Source organism: Marinomonas sp. THO17, assembly GCF_040436405.1.
Taxonomy (GTDB): domain Bacteria; phylum Pseudomonadota; class Gammaproteobacteria; order Pseudomonadales; family Marinomonadaceae; genus Marinomonas.
Map to the genome: position 1 here is coordinate 634,227 of NZ_AP031575.1, position 19,381 is coordinate 653,607.

The 19,381-nt window shown below is 45.5% G+C and carries 15 protein-coding genes and 1 other RNA gene; 9 read left to right on the plus strand and 7 right to left on the minus strand.

Annotated features, from left to right (window positions below):
* Positions 1 to 26: 26 nt before the first annotated feature.
* Positions 27 to 500 (minus strand): Lrp/AsnC family transcriptional regulator, encoded by a 474-nt coding sequence (locus ABXS85_RS02970; RefSeq protein WP_353668563.1) that lies wholly within the window; start codon positions 498 to 500, stop codon positions 27 to 29.
* 212 nt (positions 501 to 712) lie between these two features.
* Between ABXS85_RS02970 and leuA the strand changes: the two genes are divergently transcribed.
* Entirely contained in the window at positions 713 to 2,386 is a 1,674-nt protein-coding gene (gene leuA, locus ABXS85_RS02975) for a 2-isopropylmalate synthase (protein ID WP_353668564.1), read from the plus strand.
* A 478-nt stretch (positions 2,387 to 2,864) separates the two neighbouring features.
* On the plus strand, positions 2,865 to 3,521 hold the full coding sequence (locus tag ABXS85_RS02980) for a S24 family peptidase (RefSeq protein ID WP_353668565.1): 657 nt from the start codon (positions 2,865 to 2,867) through the stop codon (positions 3,519 to 3,521).
* 283 nt (positions 3,522 to 3,804) lie between these two features.
* On the opposite strand, the gene ABXS85_RS02985 is transcribed toward ABXS85_RS02980, so the two are convergent.
* The 3 genes from ABXS85_RS02985 to ffs form a co-directional block, all read right to left on the minus strand.
* Positions 3,805 to 5,409, minus strand: coding sequence for an ATP-binding protein (locus ABXS85_RS02985; RefSeq protein ID WP_353668566.1), 1,605 nt, complete (start codon positions 5,407 to 5,409; stop codon positions 3,805 to 3,807).
* A gap of 32 nt (positions 5,410 to 5,441) precedes the next feature.
* Complete coding sequence (locus tag ABXS85_RS02990) at positions 5,442 to 6,254, minus strand: phosphate/phosphite/phosphonate ABC transporter substrate-binding protein (RefSeq protein ID WP_353668567.1); 813 nt, start codon at positions 6,252 to 6,254, stop codon at positions 5,442 to 5,444.
* A gap of 258 nt (positions 6,255 to 6,512) precedes the next feature.
* Positions 6,513 to 6,609, minus strand: an RNA gene (gene ffs / locus ABXS85_RS02995) — signal recognition particle sRNA small type.
* Between the two features lie 184 nt (positions 6,610 to 6,793).
* Here ffs and ABXS85_RS03000 point away from each other — a divergent pair.
* The 4 genes from ABXS85_RS03000 (at position 6,794) to ABXS85_RS03015 (ending at position 10,945) form a co-directional block, all read left to right on the plus strand.
* Positions 6,794 to 7,657 carry a hypothetical protein gene (locus tag ABXS85_RS03000; protein ID WP_353668568.1) on the plus strand — a complete coding sequence of 288 codons (864 nt, stop codon included), beginning with the start codon at positions 6,794 to 6,796 and terminating at the stop codon, positions 7,655 to 7,657.
* Positions 7,654 to 8,061, plus strand: coding sequence for a phosphoribosyl-AMP cyclohydrolase (gene hisI / locus ABXS85_RS03005; protein ID WP_353668569.1), 408 nt, complete (start codon positions 7,654 to 7,656; stop codon positions 8,059 to 8,061). The genes ABXS85_RS03000 and hisI overlap by 4 nt, the downstream gene beginning before the upstream one ends.
* Positions 8,062 to 8,401: 340 nt before the next feature.
* Complete coding sequence (locus ABXS85_RS03010; RefSeq protein ID WP_353668570.1) at positions 8,402 to 10,069, plus strand: HAMP domain-containing methyl-accepting chemotaxis protein; 1,668 nt, start codon at positions 8,402 to 8,404, stop codon at positions 10,067 to 10,069.
* 90 nt (positions 10,070 to 10,159) lie between these two features.
* A complete protein-coding gene (locus ABXS85_RS03015; RefSeq protein ID WP_353668571.1) occupies positions 10,160 to 10,945 on the plus strand; it encodes a class II glutamine amidotransferase in 786 nt (261 codons plus the stop codon).
* Between the two features lie 72 nt (positions 10,946 to 11,017).
* Here the strand turns inward: ABXS85_RS03015 and ABXS85_RS03020 are convergent, their stop codons facing one another.
* The 3 genes from ABXS85_RS03020 to ABXS85_RS03030 are packed head-to-tail and all read right to left on the minus strand — an operon-like array spanning position 11,018 to position 15,458.
* A complete protein-coding gene (locus tag ABXS85_RS03020; protein ID WP_353668572.1) occupies positions 11,018 to 11,971 on the minus strand; it encodes a 2-oxoglutarate and iron-dependent oxygenase domain-containing protein in 954 nt (317 codons plus the stop codon).
* A 20-nt stretch (positions 11,972 to 11,991) separates the two neighbouring features.
* The gene (locus ABXS85_RS03025) at positions 11,992 to 14,307 is read right to left on the minus strand and encodes an ATP-dependent helicase (RefSeq protein WP_353668573.1); all 2,316 of its coding nucleotides are present in this window, start codon (positions 14,305 to 14,307) and stop codon (positions 11,992 to 11,994) included.
* 8 nt (positions 14,308 to 14,315) lie between these two features.
* A complete protein-coding gene (locus ABXS85_RS03030) occupies positions 14,316 to 15,458 on the minus strand; it encodes a succinylglutamate desuccinylase/aspartoacylase family protein (RefSeq protein WP_353668574.1) in 1,143 nt (380 codons plus the stop codon).
* A 185-nt stretch (positions 15,459 to 15,643) separates the two neighbouring features.
* Here ABXS85_RS03030 and ABXS85_RS03035 point away from each other — a divergent pair, with 185 nt between their 5' ends.
* The 3 genes from ABXS85_RS03035 to ABXS85_RS03045 are packed head-to-tail and all read left to right on the plus strand — an operon-like array spanning position 15,644 to position 19,285.
* Positions 15,644 to 16,858 (plus strand): ABC transporter substrate-binding protein, encoded by a 1,215-nt coding sequence (locus ABXS85_RS03035; protein ID WP_353668575.1) that lies wholly within the window; start codon positions 15,644 to 15,646, stop codon positions 16,856 to 16,858.
* Positions 16,859 to 16,905: 47 nt separating this feature from the next.
* A complete protein-coding gene (locus ABXS85_RS03040) occupies positions 16,906 to 18,666 on the plus strand; it encodes an ABC transporter permease (protein ID WP_353668576.1) in 1,761 nt (586 codons plus the stop codon).
* Positions 18,659 to 19,285 (plus strand): ATP-binding cassette domain-containing protein, encoded by a 627-nt coding sequence (locus tag ABXS85_RS03045; protein ID WP_353668577.1) that lies wholly within the window; start codon positions 18,659 to 18,661, stop codon positions 19,283 to 19,285. Before ABXS85_RS03040 ends, ABXS85_RS03045 begins: the two co-directional genes overlap by 8 nt.
* The last annotated feature ends 96 nt before the right edge of the window (positions 19,286 to 19,381 follow it).

Genomic DNA, 19,381 nt, shown 5'->3' on the forward strand with positions numbered 1-19,381 from the left:
GAAAAGTTCAACACCTGTTCAACGCATCATGCCAAATGATCCAATGGCAAAGCGGTACGATTAATAATACGCCTCAATAAGAAACTGGAATGCACTCCGGTGACACCCGCTATACGCGTCAATCTACCCAGTAGAAACTCCTGATATTTATCCATATCCTCAACCACCACTTCTAATAAGTAGTCTGCTGATTGGCCAGTCACGAGATTGCAAGATTTTACTTCTGGATAGGATTCCACCAATGATTCAAACACTTCAAAGCGTTCCGGTGTATGTCTGTCCATACTAATCTGAATAAAAGCGGTTAATTTTAGCCCCAACTTCTTTTGGTCGAGTAAAGTCACACTGCGATCAATCACACCAGCCTCTTCCAAGGCTTTCACCCTCCGCAGACAGGGAGAAGCAGACAAGCCAACCCGATCAGCCAGCTCTTGATTGGTTAAGCTAGAATCTTGCTGTAATTCTCGAAGAATACTCAAATCAATCTTATCAAAACCCAAAACATAAGCCTCATATTGCTAATTTATTCTTTATATACGCAATATAATGCCATACGGATTGAAATTTCTATAAAAAACGCAATCTTTTACCCCAGAAAGTTCGCTATTATATACAGATAGCGAAATCATTAAGGACGCCACCGTACCTCCTTAACAACGCAACTGTTTACCATCGGAGCTTATCCGCTCCTTAACATAGGAAGGGAAAGATCATGACCTCTTTTGATCACACTAAGTACAGACCATTCCAGCCTGTCGCCATTGCAAACCGCACTTGGCCCGACCAAGAAATCACCAAAGCACCGATTTGGTCTAGCGTTGACCTGCGCGATGGCAACCAAGCACTGGTTGAACCCATGACAGTGGAACAAAAGAAACAATTCTTCGCCCTACTGGTTGACGTAGGTTTCAAAGAGATAGAGGTCGGCTTCCCAGCGGCTTCTCAATTGGATTTTGATTTTGTTCGTTGGTTAATAGAAGAAGATCAAGTACCAGACGATGTGTATATTCAGGTATTGACGCAAGCGCGCCCTGAATTGATTGAGCGCACTTATGAGTCTCTAAAAGGGGCCAAAAAAGCCATCGTCCACGTCTACAATTCAACGTCCAAAACCCAACGCGAACAAGTCTTTCGCCTTGGTAAAGACGGCATCAAAGAGATTGCCGTAAAAGGCGCGCAATGTGTAAAAGAACACGCCGAAAAATACCCTGAAACAGAGTGGGTATTCCAGTACTCACCAGAAAGCTTCACGGGTACGGAAACCGACTTTGCCGTCGAAGTGGTTGATGCGGTTGCTGACGTTTGGCAACCCACACCAGACAACAAAATCATCATTAACTTGCCAGCGACAGTGGAAGTGGCGACCCCAAACCGTTTTGCTGATCAGATTGAATATTTCTGCCGCGAGGTAAAACAGCGCGATAGCATGATCATTAGCCTTCATACTCACAATGACCGTGGCTGTGGGGTTGCAGCGGCGGAACTTGGCCTCATGGCGGGCGCTGATCGCATTGAAGGTACCTTACTAGGTAATGGTGAAAGAACCGGCAACATGGACGTGGTGACTATGGCCATGAACATGTACAGCCAAGGCATTGATCCAGAGTTAGCGTTAGGCGATATGGACCGCATCATAAGTGTGGTTCAAGCCTGCACCTTACTACAGGTTCATCCGCGCCATCCTTACGCGGGTGAATTGGTGTTTACCGCTTTCTCTGGCTCTCACCAAGACGCCATCAAAAAATGTTTGGCGAATCAGACCGATGACAAACCTTGGGACGTGGCTTACTTGCCGATTGACCCTCGCGATGTGGGTCGCAGCTACCAAGAAGTGATCCGCGTTAACAGCCAATCTGGTAAGGGCGGTGTGGCTTATACCCTTGAACAAGAATACGGTTTAGCCTTGCCACGCTGGTTGCAAGTGGAATTCAGTCCAATCGTACAGCAATTTGCCGAGCAAGATGGTGGTGTTGTCAATGCGGAATCGATGAAAGATTTATTCGAATCCAGTTTTATGACTGGCACCAAGCCCTATCAACTGGGCAAATACGATCACGCCAAAGATGACGTGGACACAGTTCATGCCGACCTAAACAGCGCATCCGGTACAATCAAAATAACCGGAACTGGCAACGGCGCTTTGTCTGCCTTCAGTGAAGCCTTAGGCAAACACTTTGGCATGCGGGTTGATATTATTCAGTACCAAGAACATGCCCTAACGGTGGGCAGTGATGCGCAAGCCATCGCCTATGTACAAGCCAATATTGATGGTGATCGCTTCAATGGCGTAGCCATTGATAACGATATTGTATCCGCTTCCGTACAAGCACTGATGGCTACCGTTAACCAAAAAATTCTGCAAAGCACAGACGCTAATGTGGCTTAAGTAGAATCAAAAGTAGAATCACATCCTCTACACAATAAATAAGCCAGCAATAATAAGCTGGTTTATTTATTTTCTCTGTACATGGATTTTACTAACACATCTCAATAACATTAATACAACAGGTCTTTGCGCAGCATTATTACAAGACTGATGCTCGTCTCCCCTCTTCGCATACAAAACCTTTCAAAAACGTAACACAATGACTCTATACGATTTTTCTAATAAAGCTTAGGATGATATTTCAGTATGCCGTTAATGAGCCTTTTGAGTCACAAAGCTTATTTCTCGGTAATAATCGCACCTCACTGTGATGCAGAACCTCTACTGATTCTTAGTCGTTGGGCTAATTCTTGTTGGGTGCAAAAAAATACTGAATAACTATAAGTAATAATTATCTTTATAAAACATCAAAAAAGTTTATTTGATTAAACAAAATAAAGTTGTATAAATAAACCAAAGTTAGTTTAGCATTCTTAACATGGATATATCAGATCGTATTCGACAAAAAATGACGGAACACAACCTTCGGGCCGTCGACATAACAAGGATGACAGGCGCAACCAAAGGATCAGTCAGTCAGTGGCTTCATGGTATTTCTTCGCCTGGCGGTAAATACATTATTCCACTCACTAGAGCATTACAGTGTGATGCAAACTGGTTGTTTGGAGGAGTGTCAACCAACTCGCACTCATCTTCTCCAGCCCAGCAAGGAAATGGCTTCACGCCATCTTTTATCAGCAAAAAACTGCCTATTCTCAGCTATGCTCAAGCAGAGACTTGGCGTGAGTTTGAAGATAAAGCTAGCATAAAAGACCAATTAGAGTGGGAATACGCTCCAGCCGCCATTAGTCATCAGGCCTTTTGGCTAATGGTTTCGGGAGACAGCATGGTATCCCCGGTTGGCCCCAGTATTTGTGAAGCGCACATCATCCTGGTTGATCCTTGTATGCAGGCTCAAAACGGCGACTTAGTCATAGCGAAAGTGGGTTCAACCAAAGAGGTCACTTTTAAAAAGCTGATCATAGATGCAGGACAAACCTATCTAAAACCACTCAATCCCAATTACCGTCCAATTGAAGTCACTGACCAATGTCGTATCATTGGTGTCGTTCGTGAGGCCAGATTAAAGCTCTGACCTCACTCATCACTTCAATATCCAACAAAACATCAGCAGGGAAAGCAGCTTCCTTGTTGATGTTTTTTACAAATAAAAACATGAGTTTGTTTTTGCATACGAAAAAGTACAATTTTGTATATATTTTGGTGAAAAGGCCATACTGACCGAATTCATCAAGCGAAAAGAGAGTAAAAGTGTTTTTTTACTGAAGAAAATCCGCACTCGCTTAAGAGAACGAGTCGGTTTGAAAAAGCCGGTAAGATAGTGCGTTATATCATTGGAAAATTATATCATTGGAAAATTATATCATTGGAAAATAGAGAGTAAACCGAGTGCCCTTATCGACCACACTTTCTAATTCTATTCTGCCGTTGTGATCTTGCATAATGCCATAAGCAATGGATAAGCCCAAACCACTGCCTTTGCCAACTTTTTTGGTGGTGAAAAATGGGTCGAAAATCTTTTCTTGCAATTTTGGTGATATTCCTGTGCCATTGTCAGTGATAGCAACATATACTTCTTTCCCCGCAACGCCACTTTTAATCTTAATGATGCCCTTCTCACTGATGGCGTGCCCAGCATTAATAAGAAGGTTAAGTAACACTTGCTGCACCTGACCAACATTACATCGTACATTAGGAATATTACCTAAGTCTGTTTTCACCCTCGCTATGTATTTGAGTTCGTTATGCGCTACTTTCAGGGTTCTTTCAATCGCTTCATTCAAATTTTCCTCACGCATCACATGGTCAGTATTGCCATGGGAAAAGTCTTTTAACCCCGAGACAATTTCTCTTATACGCTTTGTGCCTTCAAGAGTATCTGTCATTAACTCAGCGACATCTTCCTGAATAAAGTCGATATCCTGCTCCTGCAACCACTTCATTAGATCTTCTAAAGACGGCTCAATATCCGCAGATTCTTGATTCATTAAGTATAAGATGCGCTTAATGGCTTCCTGATAGGTTTCACTGTACTCCTGCAGCCTTTGCACATTACTCATCACATAACCAATCGGATTATTAATTTCATGGGCCACGCCCGCCGCAAGGGTACCAATGGACGCCATTTTTTCCGATTGCACCAATTTTTCATGAGTGGCTTGCAGCTTCTTATTGGTGGCTTCCAACTTATAAAGGTTATTTCTCAACTGCTCTGTTCGACGCTCCACCCGCCCTTCAAGAGTTTGATTCAACTCTTTCAATTGATTTTCATAATTCGCTCTTTGCTTTGCTTCCTTGGTCAAGCGCTTCGACATATGATTAAAAGCCTCTGCCACATCAGACACTTCATCCTTGCCTTTGGTTGATAGCCGCACCTTGGTATTGCCATTGGATATCTCGTTAGCCGCATCACGAAGCTTACTTAAACGTCCTGTTAGATAGGTTCCTAACAAGTACGAAAACAAGGCCACCAATAGCATTTCCCCAAAGGCAATGGAGGCACTCCACAACCTAGCTTCATGAATGGACTGACTCAAGGCACTGGTATCAATGCCCAATTCAATCCTGCCAAAGATCTGACCGCCTTCCTCTATGCTTGCACTGATATCAAATACCCCATCTGTTATTGCCGAGACCTCTGTATCTTCAATAAAAGCACGTGTTAAAAATTGCTCTTCACCCGCTTGTGTAAATACCTGACCTTCAGGGGTTAACACCTTCACATAGACAATATCTGGATTCGTCATCAACTCAGTGCTAAAGGCTTCTAATGAAGCAAGGTCATAAGAAATCACCGCGTCTTTGGTTGTTGTCGAGAACAGAGTTGCCGTGGTGGTTGCTCGCTTATACAAACCCTCGTAGTTGGTTGACTCCAAATAATTCAATGTCATTGATATCAAAAAAGCCAACAAGACAGCTTCGATCAACGCAATGCCCAATATTGTCTTCAACCTTAATGACATTTTTCCTTCCTTTGCCCTATTCGATAGCAGGGTTACTCAAGCATGTGATCAAGCAACTTAATATCCAGGTCACGAATGTCATCCCATCTATCGTTTGAAGCGGCCTCCAGGCCATTGAAATTGAGCGCCTTGAGCAAAGACATTGCCTCAGCTTCATCGTTCATTTGCAACATGGCCTGTACAATTTTGCGCTGTTGTTCCTGAGCGACTCTAGGATGTGCCGCGATGGCATGAGAGGTATAAGGTTTGGTCTGCCAAAGTACTTTCAACTGCTCGCGAACCTCAGGGGAAGTATTGTTAAAGGTTCGAATTACGCCACCTCCTGCTGGGAAAAAACCCCGTGAGACATTGAGGTACACAGAATCATGGGACGACACATAAGAAGGCGTAAAGACAATATTTTCCTGTGCCATTTGTGCTCTCGGTAAAATGCTTGCCGCGAAGGCAGCAGGAGAAGGAAATGCCAAGCGTGTGTTTTGCAAATCCTCTAACGAGTCAATATCACTGTCTTTTCGCACCACAACAATGCCACGTATTTGCTTGTCTTTTTGCTTGGCAATGGCCTGATACCCAGGTTTTTGATGAAACACCACATAGTGATAAGGGTTCATATACGCCAGATCGTATTCCCCAGCCAACAAGCGCTTTTCGAACTCAGGAATATTTTTAGCGGTGGCAAACTGAATCGTTATCCCCGTATTTTCACTGATGTAGTTCAGTACGGGCGACCATCTTGCCGCTAGGGTTTTAGCCGATTGTTGTGGTACTACGCCAAAGGTTAAAGTCTGCGCCAGACTCAAAGATGGCAACAACACGACTGCCAGCAAGAATAAACGAATCCTCATACGATGCTCCTAAAATGCTTTCTTAGATACTATAAATATAGAATTCATCTAGGAAACTTCCTGCCCTATAACAAGAAATTACGTAATTGCTCAAACCGCTCACAGGAAGGCATCAAAACACACAGTTAAATGTATTCGCCGTTCGAACTCTGTTAGCAAGCCCAGACACGATCAAATAGGAAATACCTTAGACATTGACGAAAAATAAAAACCACTGAAATAAGGTAAGGAAATATAAGTGGGAAATTTAGGTGGCACCTCCACCAGCCGCACCTCGGCACACAAGTCCATCGCTGTGGCTGCTTCCTTCCGGACCTGACCAAATTCACGATTTATTGTTGCGAGGGGACCAGCAGAGACACCATAAAGGAGGCCTGTTGACCTTGGGGCGAGATTATACGCTGCCGATCTGAAATATCAACCGCCTTCTTAGGTTTTTCCCATACTGAAAAGAGGATTCGAAAACAGGCTTTTCTTCCGCTATATCCTCCTAGGTAAATAAGGTAAAATACGCGCCGTTATTTTTGAGGAGTAGCAAGTTGAAGCTATTTGTAAAAAACCTAACCCACGTGGATTTTTCCTACTATGACGCAGAGCGTGGTTTATTAGGGGAAAGTTGGCAAACCGACATAGTGCTAACGGGCAAGTTGAATGACGAAAGTATGATTTGTGACTTCAGTATTGTGAAAAAACAAATCAAGAAATGGTTGGACGACAATATTGACCATATGTTGGCCATTCCAACGCAACACCCCAATAGCAAATTAACCCGTTTGCCTGAGGATCGCCTGTCTTTTCAATTTGATCATCAAGATGGTCGTCATTTTCGTTGCGATGCTCCTCAACAAGCTTTTTGTTCGCTACCTTGTGACAAAATCACCCCAGAATTTGCACAAGCCTGGGTTGAACAGCAAATACTCAATTTATTACCAGCGGAACTGGAAGCCATTCGTGTTCGCTTTACTCCAGAAAAAATCCAAGGCGCCCAATACCAATACAGTCATGGTTTAAAGAAACATGCTGGTAATTGCCAACGTATCGCTCATGGACATCGCTCTAGCATAGAGATTTATCAGAATGACGAAGCCGCACCTGCACTGGAACAGGACTGGGCACAACGCTGGCACGACATTTATTTAGGCACACAAGAAGATTTGCTTGAAATCACGCAAATCAATGGTCTGCCACACCACGCCTTTCGCTATACCAGCCAACAAGGTCTTTTTGAGCTCACCATCAACTCCAATCAGGTTTACATGTTAGAGTGTGACACGACAGTGGAATCGTTATCCGACCACATTGCACACACTTTGGCGTATGAGCATCCAAATAGCATGATTCAAGTTCATGCATTTGAGGGAATAGGAAAAGGCGCTATTTCAGAATATAAGGTAAAAAAATGAGTTTAAAAGCATACGAAAACCTTAATAAAGGTGAGACTATTTCGTTAGACACAGTGTTAGCCAATCTTAAAACGGATGATGCGGGTCTCATTGCGGCCATCGCTCAGCAACACGATACTGGCGAAGTGTTAATGCTGGCCTACATGAATGAAAAGTCGATTCGTGAAACCTTGGCAACGGGACAGGTATGCTACTGGTCGCGTTCTCGACAAACTTATTGGCGCAAAGGCGAAAGCTCTGGTCATCGTCAGTCTTTAATTGCCATGTCCTTTGACTGCGATGGCGACTGTATCCTTTTACAAGTGGATCAAAAAGGCCCTGCTTGCCACACCAACCGTCGCGATTGTTTTTTCTTTAAGGTAGAAGGCGATCAGGTAGTAGTCAGCTCAGCGCCGCAAAAATAGCAGAGTTCACCGCTGTTTGACGCACTAAATTTGGGCAATAAAATCATAGAAATGACGCTACGCCCACTCTTATGGCAGTCATTTTAGTAATGGATTTGTTTTTTTGAAATTGCTTTTAATTTGTATTGTTTGACAAGATTTATACTGTTGTCTATCTCCTTCCTATACGCAATAATGACCATCAATTTCCCTTAAGGCCTTGCTCAAAAGGCTATCCTTTACCCAACCTCCCACAAGGAGAACAAATTACCGTGAATAACAGACAGCATTTGTATCTGGATGTAACGACAACTGGCATAAGGATTGCTCCTCTTAGTTCAACCACAACTCAGGAGCCACTATGCTAAACCTATCCGTGCGCACCAAAATTCTCTCCCTAATCGCATTATTTTCTATTGTTATTATTGGCATGAGTATTAACTCTGCCCTTTCTAGTAAATCTGTATCATCAGAATTACAGAGTCTTTCTTCCCAAAGCTTGCAATTAATGCAGCATCTAGAGAAAAGCCGCCAATTACTCCTACAGCAATCCGTAGAATTTGAACGTGGTTACTTTCAAGTTTCCATCGCCAAGTCCCTAAGTGGGTATGGTACTGAACTCATCGCAGAATCTGAGAAAAAATTCAAAGCTTATACCGATGAATTACTGGCTAGCTTTGAGAGTGTCAAAAGCATTCTTGGCGACATGCCAAAAAATGACAATTTAACCAATCTACTTGAGCAAATTGCTCAACTAGAGCAAGAGCAAAGCGTCTTCCTAAAAGCCAGTACGGAAACCTATGGTTGGTGGATTAAGTTGAAAACCTTACAAGCCAACAAAGCACGCCGTGTGGCCGATGCGAGTTTGGCCAATGTTAATACCCAAATGGAAGCCATCATTACTTCCATTAATGACTATGGTAACCAGGTCGCCGCCAACCAAAACAGTAAATTAAACCAAACCATTTACGCTAATGGCGGCATCGCAGCCATTCTCATCATTATTGGCGTTGTTATCAGTGTGTTGATCATTAATGGTATCTGCGGCCCTCTCATTAAAGCGGTTCGCCGCGCAGAAGACATTGCTTCTGGTGACCTTTCGCAGGAGCCAGTAAACAGCACACGCAAAGACGAAATCGGCATGTTAGAAACGGCCATGGACAAACTGGTCACGCAATTAAGCGGCATCCTTCATGATGTTGCCAATTCAAGTGAGATGCTGACCAAGGCTGCAAATGATCTCAATCGTATTACCCATGAATCGTCAGACATGGTGGATCGCCAGCAAGAAGAGACGCAATTGATTTCACAAGCCATTAACGAAATCCAAGCCACCGCTGTGCATGTGTCTGAATCAACAAGCGATGCCAGCCAAGCGGCTCATGTGGCAGAAACCGCCGCCAATCAAGGCGCAGAGATTGTCACACGCACCATCAACAGCATTCAAGAACTGGCCAAAGAAATAGCCTCTTCAACGGAAACCATCCATCAGTTACAGCTCAATACCGATGAAATCAGCAACATTCTTAATGTTATTTTAGGCATAGCCGAACAAACCAACCTATTAGCACTGAATGCGGCCATCGAAGCAGCCCGTGCTGGAGAACAAGGTCGTGGTTTTGCTGTGGTGGCTGACGAGGTACGTCATCTGGCACAAAACACCCAAGACGCTACCCAGCAAATTGAGAAAATGATTAGTCAACTGCAATCTGGCACCTCTTCTGCGGTTAAAGCCATGACCTCCAGTCATCAAAGATCATCGGATGCGGTTGAACAAGTCAAACACGAAGAAGATTCTTTATTGAACATCAATCAATCTGTGTCTAAAATTCGTGAAATGAATGATCGTATTTCGGCAACTGCAGAAGAACAGGCATCTGTTACCGCCGAAGTGAACCGAAACGTGTCGAACATCACCAGTATTACAGAGAGAACGACAAACTCGATTCATTCCATTAGCCAATCTGCCGAACAATTAGCAGGCTTAGCAAAACAGCTTTCTCATAAAGTCAGCTACTTCACCGTCTAGTAGATGAGTGATATCAATTAAAAAGGGAAACTCAGGTTTCCCTTTTTATGTTCTAATTATCTTAATGCTTCTTGCAGTCAGGAGAAGAAAATGTGTCGTTGGATGGCCTATCAAGGAGACACTGTCTACCTTGAGTCATTATTATTTGAACAGGAGCATTCCCTTGTTCACCAGAGTTTAAGTGCCAAAAAATCAGAAGTCACGGTGAATGCCGATGGCTTTGGTTTGGGCTGGTACGATGAACGCAGTGAGCCCGGCTTATATCACGAAATTCTGCCCGCTTGGAGCGACAGTAATCTCAAAAGCCTTGCCAGACATATTAAAAGCGGCCTCTTTTTCGCTCATGTACGGGCCTCAACGGGCACGGCCACCAGCCGTTCAAACTGTCACCCTTTCAGTTATAAGAATTGGCTCTTCATGCATAACGGACAAATTGGCGGCTATGAGTCCATTCGTTACCAATTGGATCGCCTTATTCCTGAAGCGCTTTATGGCGAGCGACAAGGAGCAACCGACTCAGAAGTGATTTTCTTGTTAATGATCGCCAATGGCTTAGAGCAAAACCCAGAACAAGCCATTGCCACCACACTGGCACAGATTTTAGAGATTATGAAAAGCAAAGGCATTCAGGAACCGCTGAGATTTACCTCTGTGGTCTCCAATGGTGAAGAGATGATTGCCATTCGTTTTTCCAGTGATGAACAAGCGCCAAGCCTATACTGCAAAGCTTTTGACTCTCATATTGTGATTGGCTCAGAACCACTTGAACTGTCCAATAAAGATTGGACATTGGTACCGGCTGGCCACATGGCGAAAATTCGCAACAATGGGTATCAAATTCAAGCCCTACCAAACCTAATGAAATTGAGCGCCTAAGGCGCTCAATAGATTGCCATCTTTGATCTTTGCTTTCTCAATAGACGAGCTTTCTCATTCTTAGTCGAAGAGTCAGTGCTTTTCCTCTCGATAAGCATAAGTGGCATCAAAACGCGACTGAATCCAATCCCCAGCTAAAACAGGCTGATATTTTGCTGGCTTATCAGCCGACTGACAACTGGGCACGCAAGTCACTTGCGTTTCGTAGTCAGGTTCAACAAAGAAAGGGAAAGAATAACGATGCACGTCCGGCAACGAAGCACGCACTCGGTGGGCGGTGGAAACGTATTCATCGTTCGTCCAATGCTGCATTAAATCCCCAATATTCACCACCAGCGCATTTTCAATTGGTGTCGCATCCACCCACTCTCCTTGGCGATTCTTCACCTGTAAGCCGCCAGTTTGATCTTGCAGTAACAAGGTCACACAACCATAGTCTGTGTGCGCCCCCGCGCCATTGTCGTGACCGGCTTCTGGTCGAGGTGGGTAATGAATCATGCGCAGTACTGTCACGTGATCCGTAAAACAACGGGTGAAGAAATCGTCTTCTAGTGATAAGGCTTGCGCCATGGCCGTCAGCAACTTTTGTGCGACCTCAAATGCCGCCACATAATAGTCTTGCAATACTTCCAAGGTTTGAGGATCGCGCGGATTTTGATTGGGGCCATACATGGTCGGGTATTTTGCCACCAAAGGGTGATCAGCCGGGTAGTCCAATGCCATGTCAAAGGTCTCTTTCCAGTCCGCATGAGTCACTTCATCAAGCTGCTCTTCACCTATGTTGCCATAACCTCTGTGATTCGCGCTGTTTTTAATGTCTATGGCATTTTTCACCTGCTGAGGCTGATTAAAAAAACGCTTCGCTTCACGCATCAAGGCTTGCATCAGACTATTTGGCAAGCCTGTATTTACTAAGTAAAAGAAACCAATTTCTCGACATGCCGTGTCCAACGACTGAATTTCTTGTTGGCGCACCGCATCGCTGGCGCTGGTTAATTTGGCTAGGTCAATAAGTGGAATGGACATTGATACTCTCCTCGTCGGGATTAAGTCCGTGAAGATACTTTCACTAATTTAGTATGTTTGGGATTAAAACGTTTTAATCCAGCTTCGCCAAAATCGACAAAAATCATCTGCCTATCATTTTGCTCTTGTCGGACAACCACACCTTGACCAAATTGATCATGACGTACCTTGTCCCCGGGCTTGAGTTGGCTTTTTCCTGCCACCTTATGACGGAAGGAAAGCCTGGGTGACGGCTGAACAAACGCCAAGTAGCGCTGAAAAACCGAGCCTTTCTCCGTATCAATCACATCACCATCACGAGCTTGATACCAAGCATCGCATATTTGGCTCACCGCAAAGGGCTGAGCCTCAAAAATAAAACGTGATAATGACAAGGACTTTATACCGGCTCTGGGGATATTCCCCAGCTTCAATTGTTTGTTCTCGTCAGCACTTGGCGTTTCTAATATCACTAACTTATGACGGGCTCGTGTCATGGCCACATAAAATAAACGCCGCTCAGCCGCCAGTTCATTAGCGGCTTGCTTGTCGATTGCACTCAAGTCTTCTTCATAATAAGGAAAACGACCTTCTTGCAAGCCACACAAAAGTACTTGCCCAAACTCCAAGCCTTTGGATTTATGGATCGTCATCAGATGCACACCTTGTGCCACATCGGATTGGCGCTCATTCAAGCTTGCCAGCTGTTGTAAAATGCTAGCCGCTTCCCCTCCCACACCTCGAACATAAGCAATAAAGGCCTCACAAGTGGCGATTTTTTCTTGCGCTTGAATGTCCTTACTGCTGGTGCTCTCAAAGTATCGATAGATACCGAGTTTCTCCAAGGTAACAAGCAAGCCTTGTGCAGGATCCTTGCGATACGCACTCAAACTGCGCAGCCAATCTGCTCGTTCGAGCAATTTTTTCCCTCGCCAGCCTTCTGTACTGTCCGCCATGTTCTCAATGATTTGTGGTAGCAAATGTGGGGCTTGTTTGGCTTGTTGAATCAAGTGTCGACGTTGCGCTACCGCACCACCTAAACTGGGTACGGTCAGCAAGTACTCAAGGTCATCTGCTTGGAAAAACACCTTGGCTTGTTCTAATCCGCCTGCCATCACCGCCAAATACGCCATCAGCATACGAATCTGTCGGTTTTCCAACAGGGGCGAGTCGCCGTGCAACTGATACGGCACCCCCTTGTGCATCAGCGCCAATTGTACAGGTACCATGTCACTGTAAAGCCGAACCAAAACCGCGCAATCATCCAGCGACTGACCTTCATCCAACCAGGCTTTGAGCTCACCAAGCAGTGCCTTGCCGGTTTTTGCAGACTTGGCGAAGGAGACTCGTGTTCGCTCTCCCATTCCCACCACCAGAGCATTCCCGTCATTTTCACTAATCACACTGGACGCCATCAGCCCCACCGCATGACCAAAGCGGAAGCTGGTACTCAAGGGATAAGTCACGGTATCGGCAAACTCAACATCAAATTGACGCGCCATAATGTCTGGACTGGCTCCGCGCCATTCATAAATACATTGTTGCACATCGCCTACTATCATCCATTGACAAGGAGCAGGATAGAGACGTTTAAGTAACGCATACTGACAAGGGTTGATGTCTTGAAACTCATCAATCAATAAGATCTGGAAATTGGGCACCAAAGCACTAATACGATGCAAATCTTCTGCGCTTAATTGAGCAATGAGCGCATAAGGATCGCTCAACAAATCGGCAAAGAAGCGTATTTTTTGACGTCGCCTCAGATTTTCCAATTCTTCATACAAGGCCACAAAAAAGCGCCGTTCTTTCGACCAAGCTAACTGCTCAAACACATCCTGTGCCGCCATGTTTGACGCTTTCACCTGATCGATAAAGAGCAGCATGTCCTCCAGCCAGTCTTTTTCGTCTTGGATGGTCACTTTTTCACCGCGTTTCAGCAACCCCTGCATGGCCTCACGCAATAACTTGATCAGACTGAAATCGTCCGTTAGCAACTTGGCCGTCTCAAGCCAGCCTGCTTGCTCCAAACGACGACACAAGCGCATACCAAAAGCATGAAAGGTCATCACACTGGGCGCACGCCAGCCTTTATGGGCCAAGGCTTGATGCAAGCGTTGGGAAAACTCTTCTTGCGCGCTTTTATTGAACATAAAAACGCCTATCTGAGCAGCATCCACACCCTGTGACAACAGATACTCGATGCGAGCAATCAAGGTGGTGGTTTTACCCGCCCCCGCTACGGCAATGACCTTAGCAGGACGAGTTAGGTCGTGTTGCACCACAGCCATTTGCTCATCCGTTAAGCGATTAGCGGATGCACTCATTTGTGTTTGACGCAAAATGTCTTCACTCAAGGAATTACCTAGTCTTCAAATAAATGACCGATTTCCCGGTAAGCTAGGTGTTCTTTACCGGCAATTTTGGCGATGGATTCACCACACACCACCAAGCGCCGCTGCAACCGAGCAAAGAAAATTCCGTTGGTTCGTGATACCAAAGGATAATGAGATTGCTCGACATCGTCTTCCAGTAGATTGACCACTTCGCCAATCACTTCTCCTTCTTCCACTAGGTCACCTATGTCTTTGTGATAACACACAATGCCCGCGCAAGGCGCTTTCACCAAATCCATGGCATCCAAAGGGTAATAATGTACTTGTGACGTATCCGGCTCGACGACCTCACCTTGCACCACACCTCGATAAAGCAAGTAATCAAACAAAGCTTGCGCATCTTGCCCGGCAAAAGCTTGATTAATATCATTTTCACCGCGCAACTCCAGCGTCAAAGAGCGACAGCCCCACGGAATCAAATGAGCGTAATGATTCTTCAAGCTGCGCCACACACTGGCATTGGTTTCATCAAAAGAAGCGGCCCCCGTGTCCAATTCAGATAGGCCTACCTTCGCCTCTAATAAGCCTAACAAGGGTTTGAAATGCTCCTCAAATTCCTGCGGTACATAAGCATGCATTGACGCTTCACCAGAACAATGCAAATCAATCACCTCATCGGCATCCATAGACAAAGCCAGCAAGGTTTTCTTCATGCCTTGCAATTCGGTCATCTCCGGCAGTAAAGCAAGCTCCTCACGAATCGCTTGCCGTACCAAGGCCAAGTTGCTTTCCACATCGGCACTGACGTCCCCTTTAATGCGCTTTTCAACTTTGTCTCCCAATCTTGGCCAATTACGATTGAAGTTTTCACCGCCATCCGAAAAAGCAAAACGCCCCGGGATATAACCGTGAAAATTCTGCGCTAAGCCTATCGGGTTCGCCACTGGTACTATAATGATCTCACCTTGAATTGAGCCCGCTTGCTCAGCTTTTATCAACAACTTAATCAATGTATTAAGCACCAAAAAACCCGGCCATTCGTCTGCATGCAAACCAGCCTGAAGGTACACTTTTGGACGCGCCCCAGCCTCACCAAAATGATGTGCTTTTAAGACTCTTTGTGTGCCCGGTGTTGCACTGGGTAACAGGTGAGAATAAATTTGATAGGACATAGAACCTCAATCTTGGTCAAAGTAAGCGGTAGCTCAAGCTCTGTGTTAACAGCACAAATAATGCCGCTCATTTTACGCTAAATAACAATGTTAATAAAAACCAAATACTATAATAAAATCAGTGTAATAAAGGATGCCTATGTTACGTCTAATCCAAAAACATATAACACAATAGGAGCTTTTTCGTGATCAAATCTGTTGTTGCGACCTCACTCACCAGCGCCATTTTACTCTTTTCTCAATCTGTACCAGCCCAATCAGAGCCAACTCACTGGCCAGATACCCTTCAGCAAGCGAAAGGGCAAACCGTCTACTTCAATGCTTGGGGTGGCGCCGATAATATCAATAACTACATTCAATGGGCAGCCGATCGCATCCAAGACGATTATCAAGTGACATTAAAGCACGTCAAGCTAACGGACACAGCGGACGCTGTAAACCGAGTATTGGCCGAAAAAGCCGCTGGCAAAGATCAACAAGGTTCCATTGACCTCATTTGGATTAATGGCGAAAACTTCCGCGCTATGAAAGACAATCAACTGCTGTTTGGCCCATTCAGCCAGAGCTTACCCAATTACCAAAACTACGTAGATGAAAATGCTCGCCAAAGTTTAACGCAAGACTTTGGTACCCCCGTGGAGGGCATGGAATCCCCTTGGGGCATGGCACAAGTCATCTTTATGTACGACACTGCCAACCTCAGCAATCCGCCTAAATCCATGGCCCAGTTATTGGCCCATGCACGAGCCAATCCGGGTCGCATTACCTACCCTGAGCCACCGCAATTTTTGGGCTCAACCTTCTTAAAACAAGCCCTATATGAACTTTCCCCTTATCGCAAAGCGCTGGCCCAACCGGTTGATCAAGTGGATTTCGAAAAGATCACTGCGCCTTTGTGGACCTATTTAGATCAATTGCATCAAGTGGCTTGGCGAAGCGGTCAAACCTTTCCATCCAGTTCTGAAGAAATGATGCGCTTATTGGACGATCAAGAAATTGACATCGCCCTAAGCTTTGATATTTCTGCCGCTTCCGTACAGATTGATCAGGGCAACCTAGCCGAGACCGTACGTTCTTATGTGTTTACTGGTGGCACCATAGGCAACACGCATTTTTTGGCCATTCCTTACAACAGCAGCGCCACCGCCGGCGCACAAGTAGTGGCCAATTTTTTGCTGTCACCAGAAGCACAAATTCGTAAGCAAACCCCCACCGTATGGGGCGATTTGAGTGTGCTCGCCTATCACAAGTTGAGTTCAGCGGATCAGCAAAAATTTGATGACCTACCCCGCGGTATCGCCACCTTAACCATTGAGGAACTGGGCCAAACCTTGCCAGAACCTCACAGTAGCTGGGTAGGCGCATTGGAAACGGAATGGCGCAAAAGATACGCTAACTAAAGCAAACATCTTGTTAACTCTGTTTTCACTTGAGAAGCCCGTTGTTTATGCCTAGCAAATTCCGCCAGATGGCCACAGGGCTAATTTGCCTATTATTACTGCTGCCTATTCTGGCGGGGTTAGTGGGCACCCTACTGCCCGCTTTTCAATACTTCCCTCCGCTTGGAGAAGAGGATTTCTCCTTGACGGCTTGGCAAAGTCTCTTTGCTCAGCCTGAATTTTTTGCCAGTCTCAAGCTCACCCTCATAACCGGCATAGTGTCGCCAATGCTCGCCTTATGGTTGGCCTTGGCCCTATTAGCATGGTGCTATGGCAAGCCCTTTTTTCGCACCATTGAAAATCTGCTCGCGCCCATTCTGGCCATTCCTCACGCAGCGATTGCCATCGGCTTGGTCTTTTTATTAAGTCCATCAGGTTGGCTGGTTCGACTCTTTAGCCCTTGGCTGACAGGCTTTGATAGACCACCGAATTGGATTAGCGTGCAGGATCCCTACGGACTGTCACTGATACTCGCCTTGGTCATCAAAGAAATGCCCTATTTACTCTTTGTGATGCTGGCTTGCATGAACAGCATTCGTGCTGGTGACACCTTACAAGCTTGCCAAACCCTAGGTTACGGCCGTTTTACCGCGTGGCGAAAAGTGCTCATTCCGCAATTGTATCCCTTAATACGCTTACCACTTTTCATTGTCATCAGCTTCAGTCTCACTGTGGTCGATCTGGCCTTAATCATTGGTCCTAACACGCCCTCTACCCTAGCCGTTACCTTATTCCGCTGGTTTAACGACCCAGCTTTGACCATGCGTTTTAATGCCAGCGCAGGGGCTGTGTTGCTTATGCTGGTGATTATCTTAGTTTTAGCTGGATGGGAAGTCAGTCACCGTATTCTGAGTAAGCTCACTCGAGCCGAACGCAGTGATGGCAAACGCCACGGCATGACAGACAGCCTATTGACCTGTGGCGCAGCTCTGGCGTGTATGTGTTTAGGGTTAGCCGTTTGGGCATTATTGATTCTCCCCTTATGGTCGCTAACCAAACGCTGGCGTTTCCCAGATGCTCTCCCTTCCCAATGGACACTGGACAACTTGGAACGGGCTGCACCCTTGTTGATGGAACTGACACAAAACACCTTATTTATCGCCTTGGTGAGCACTCTGTTTGCCTGCCTCATCAGCTTAGTGATGCTGGAAATTAAACGCAGCGCTCAAACAACTAGCAAACACACAAAACATCATGCTTTTGACAGTCTCATTTACGTGCCCATTTTACTGCCACAAATTGGCTTTCTGTTTGGTTTGCACGTGTTACTCATTCATCTTGATTGGAATGGCTCCCTGTCTGCAGTCACGGCTCTGCATTTACTCTATGTTTTACCTTACGTTTATCTCACCTTAAAAAACCCCTATTTGGCATACCCGCAAGCCTATTTAGAGCAAGCCAATCGTTTAAACCAGCGGAGCCTGCAAAACTACCTTTGCATTAAACTCGCCATGTTAAAACCCGCTCTCTTTACCGCGTTTGCCATTGGTTTTGCAGTGAGCATAGCGCAATATCTGCCCACCCTGATTGCTGGCGAAGGTCGCTACAGTACCTTAACCACAGAAGCCGTTACTCGCGCCGCTTCAGGTGATCGTAAACAAGTGGGCAGCATGGCCTTGTTGCAAACCCTGTTTCCCATTATTGTCTTCTGGCTGGCGATGACGCTACCGCCCCGCTGGAGCAAGTGGCGACTCATACTTAAGACCCGCTGTAAAGCGACTTTCCAGTCCGTTATCAGCTTATTGCGAAAAAGGACATCCCGTGCTTAGTCTAAAAAACTTCAATCTACAGCTTGGCGAACAAAGCTTAATTCAGAATCTCAGTTTTGACATACAAAAGGGCGAAGTCTTGTCCATCATGGGGCCAAGTGGCATAGGTAAATCTAGTTTACTGCACTATTTAAGCGGCACACTTGATCACGCCCTTAGCGCACAAGGTGAGGTGCTGCTGGACAACAAAACACTACATGACTTAGGGCCTCAAGAACGCCAAGTGGGTCTGTTACAACAAAGCCCTTTGTTGTTTCCCCATATGAGCATTCTAGAAAACTTACTCTTTGCCATTCCCCATCATCACCACAAAAAAACGCGCCATCAAAAAGCACAACATGCCCTTGAGAAACTCGGTATTCCTGATAAAGCCAATGTGTTACCAGAAGCTCTATCTGGTGGACAACAAGCCCGTGTGGCCTTGCTACGAACCTTATTAGCGGAACCAAACTGTCTCTTACTAGACGAACCTTTTAGCAAACTCGACCCAGCGCTGCGTCGTGAGGTACGGGAATTTGTACTGAACGAAATTCGCCAGGCTAATATTCCCGCCTTGCTGGTCACCCATGACCCAGAAGACGCAAAAGCCATGCAGGGGCAATGCATCGAGCTCTCTTAACAGAAATTATGCCAATCGATATTTACGCTGATCTGAGCAGCATGATTGATATTTTTTCTCGTGCAACCCTTTTACCCGCTATGCTAAAAGTGAACA

Coding starts and splice junctions, on each gene's coding strand:
- leuA (WP_353668564.1), top strand. CDS start 713: ATGACCTCTTTTGATCACACTAAGTACAGACCATTCCAGCCTGTCGCC.
- ABXS85_RS03030 (WP_353668574.1), bottom strand. CDS start 15,458: ATGTCCTATCAAATTTATTCTCACCTGTTACCCAGTGCAACACCGGGC.
- ABXS85_RS02980 (WP_353668565.1), top strand. CDS start 2,865: ATGGATATATCAGATCGTATTCGACAAAAAATGACGGAACACAACCTT.
- hisI (WP_353668569.1), top strand. CDS start 7,654: ATGAGTTTAAAAGCATACGAAAACCTTAATAAAGGTGAGACTATTTCG.
- ABXS85_RS03040 (WP_353668576.1), top strand. CDS start 16,906: ATGCCTAGCAAATTCCGCCAGATGGCCACAGGGCTAATTTGCCTATTA.
- ABXS85_RS03020 (WP_353668572.1), bottom strand. CDS start 11,971: ATGTCCATTCCACTTATTGACCTAGCCAAATTAACCAGCGCCAGCGAT.
- ABXS85_RS03015 (WP_353668571.1), top strand. CDS start 10,160: ATGTGTCGTTGGATGGCCTATCAAGGAGACACTGTCTACCTTGAGTCA.
- ABXS85_RS03010 (WP_353668570.1), top strand. CDS start 8,402: ATGCTAAACCTATCCGTGCGCACCAAAATTCTCTCCCTAATCGCATTA.
- ABXS85_RS02990 (WP_353668567.1), bottom strand. CDS start 6,254: ATGAGGATTCGTTTATTCTTGCTGGCAGTCGTGTTGTTGCCATCTTTG.
- ABXS85_RS02985 (WP_353668566.1), bottom strand. CDS start 5,409: ATGTCATTAAGGTTGAAGACAATATTGGGCATTGCGTTGATCGAAGCT.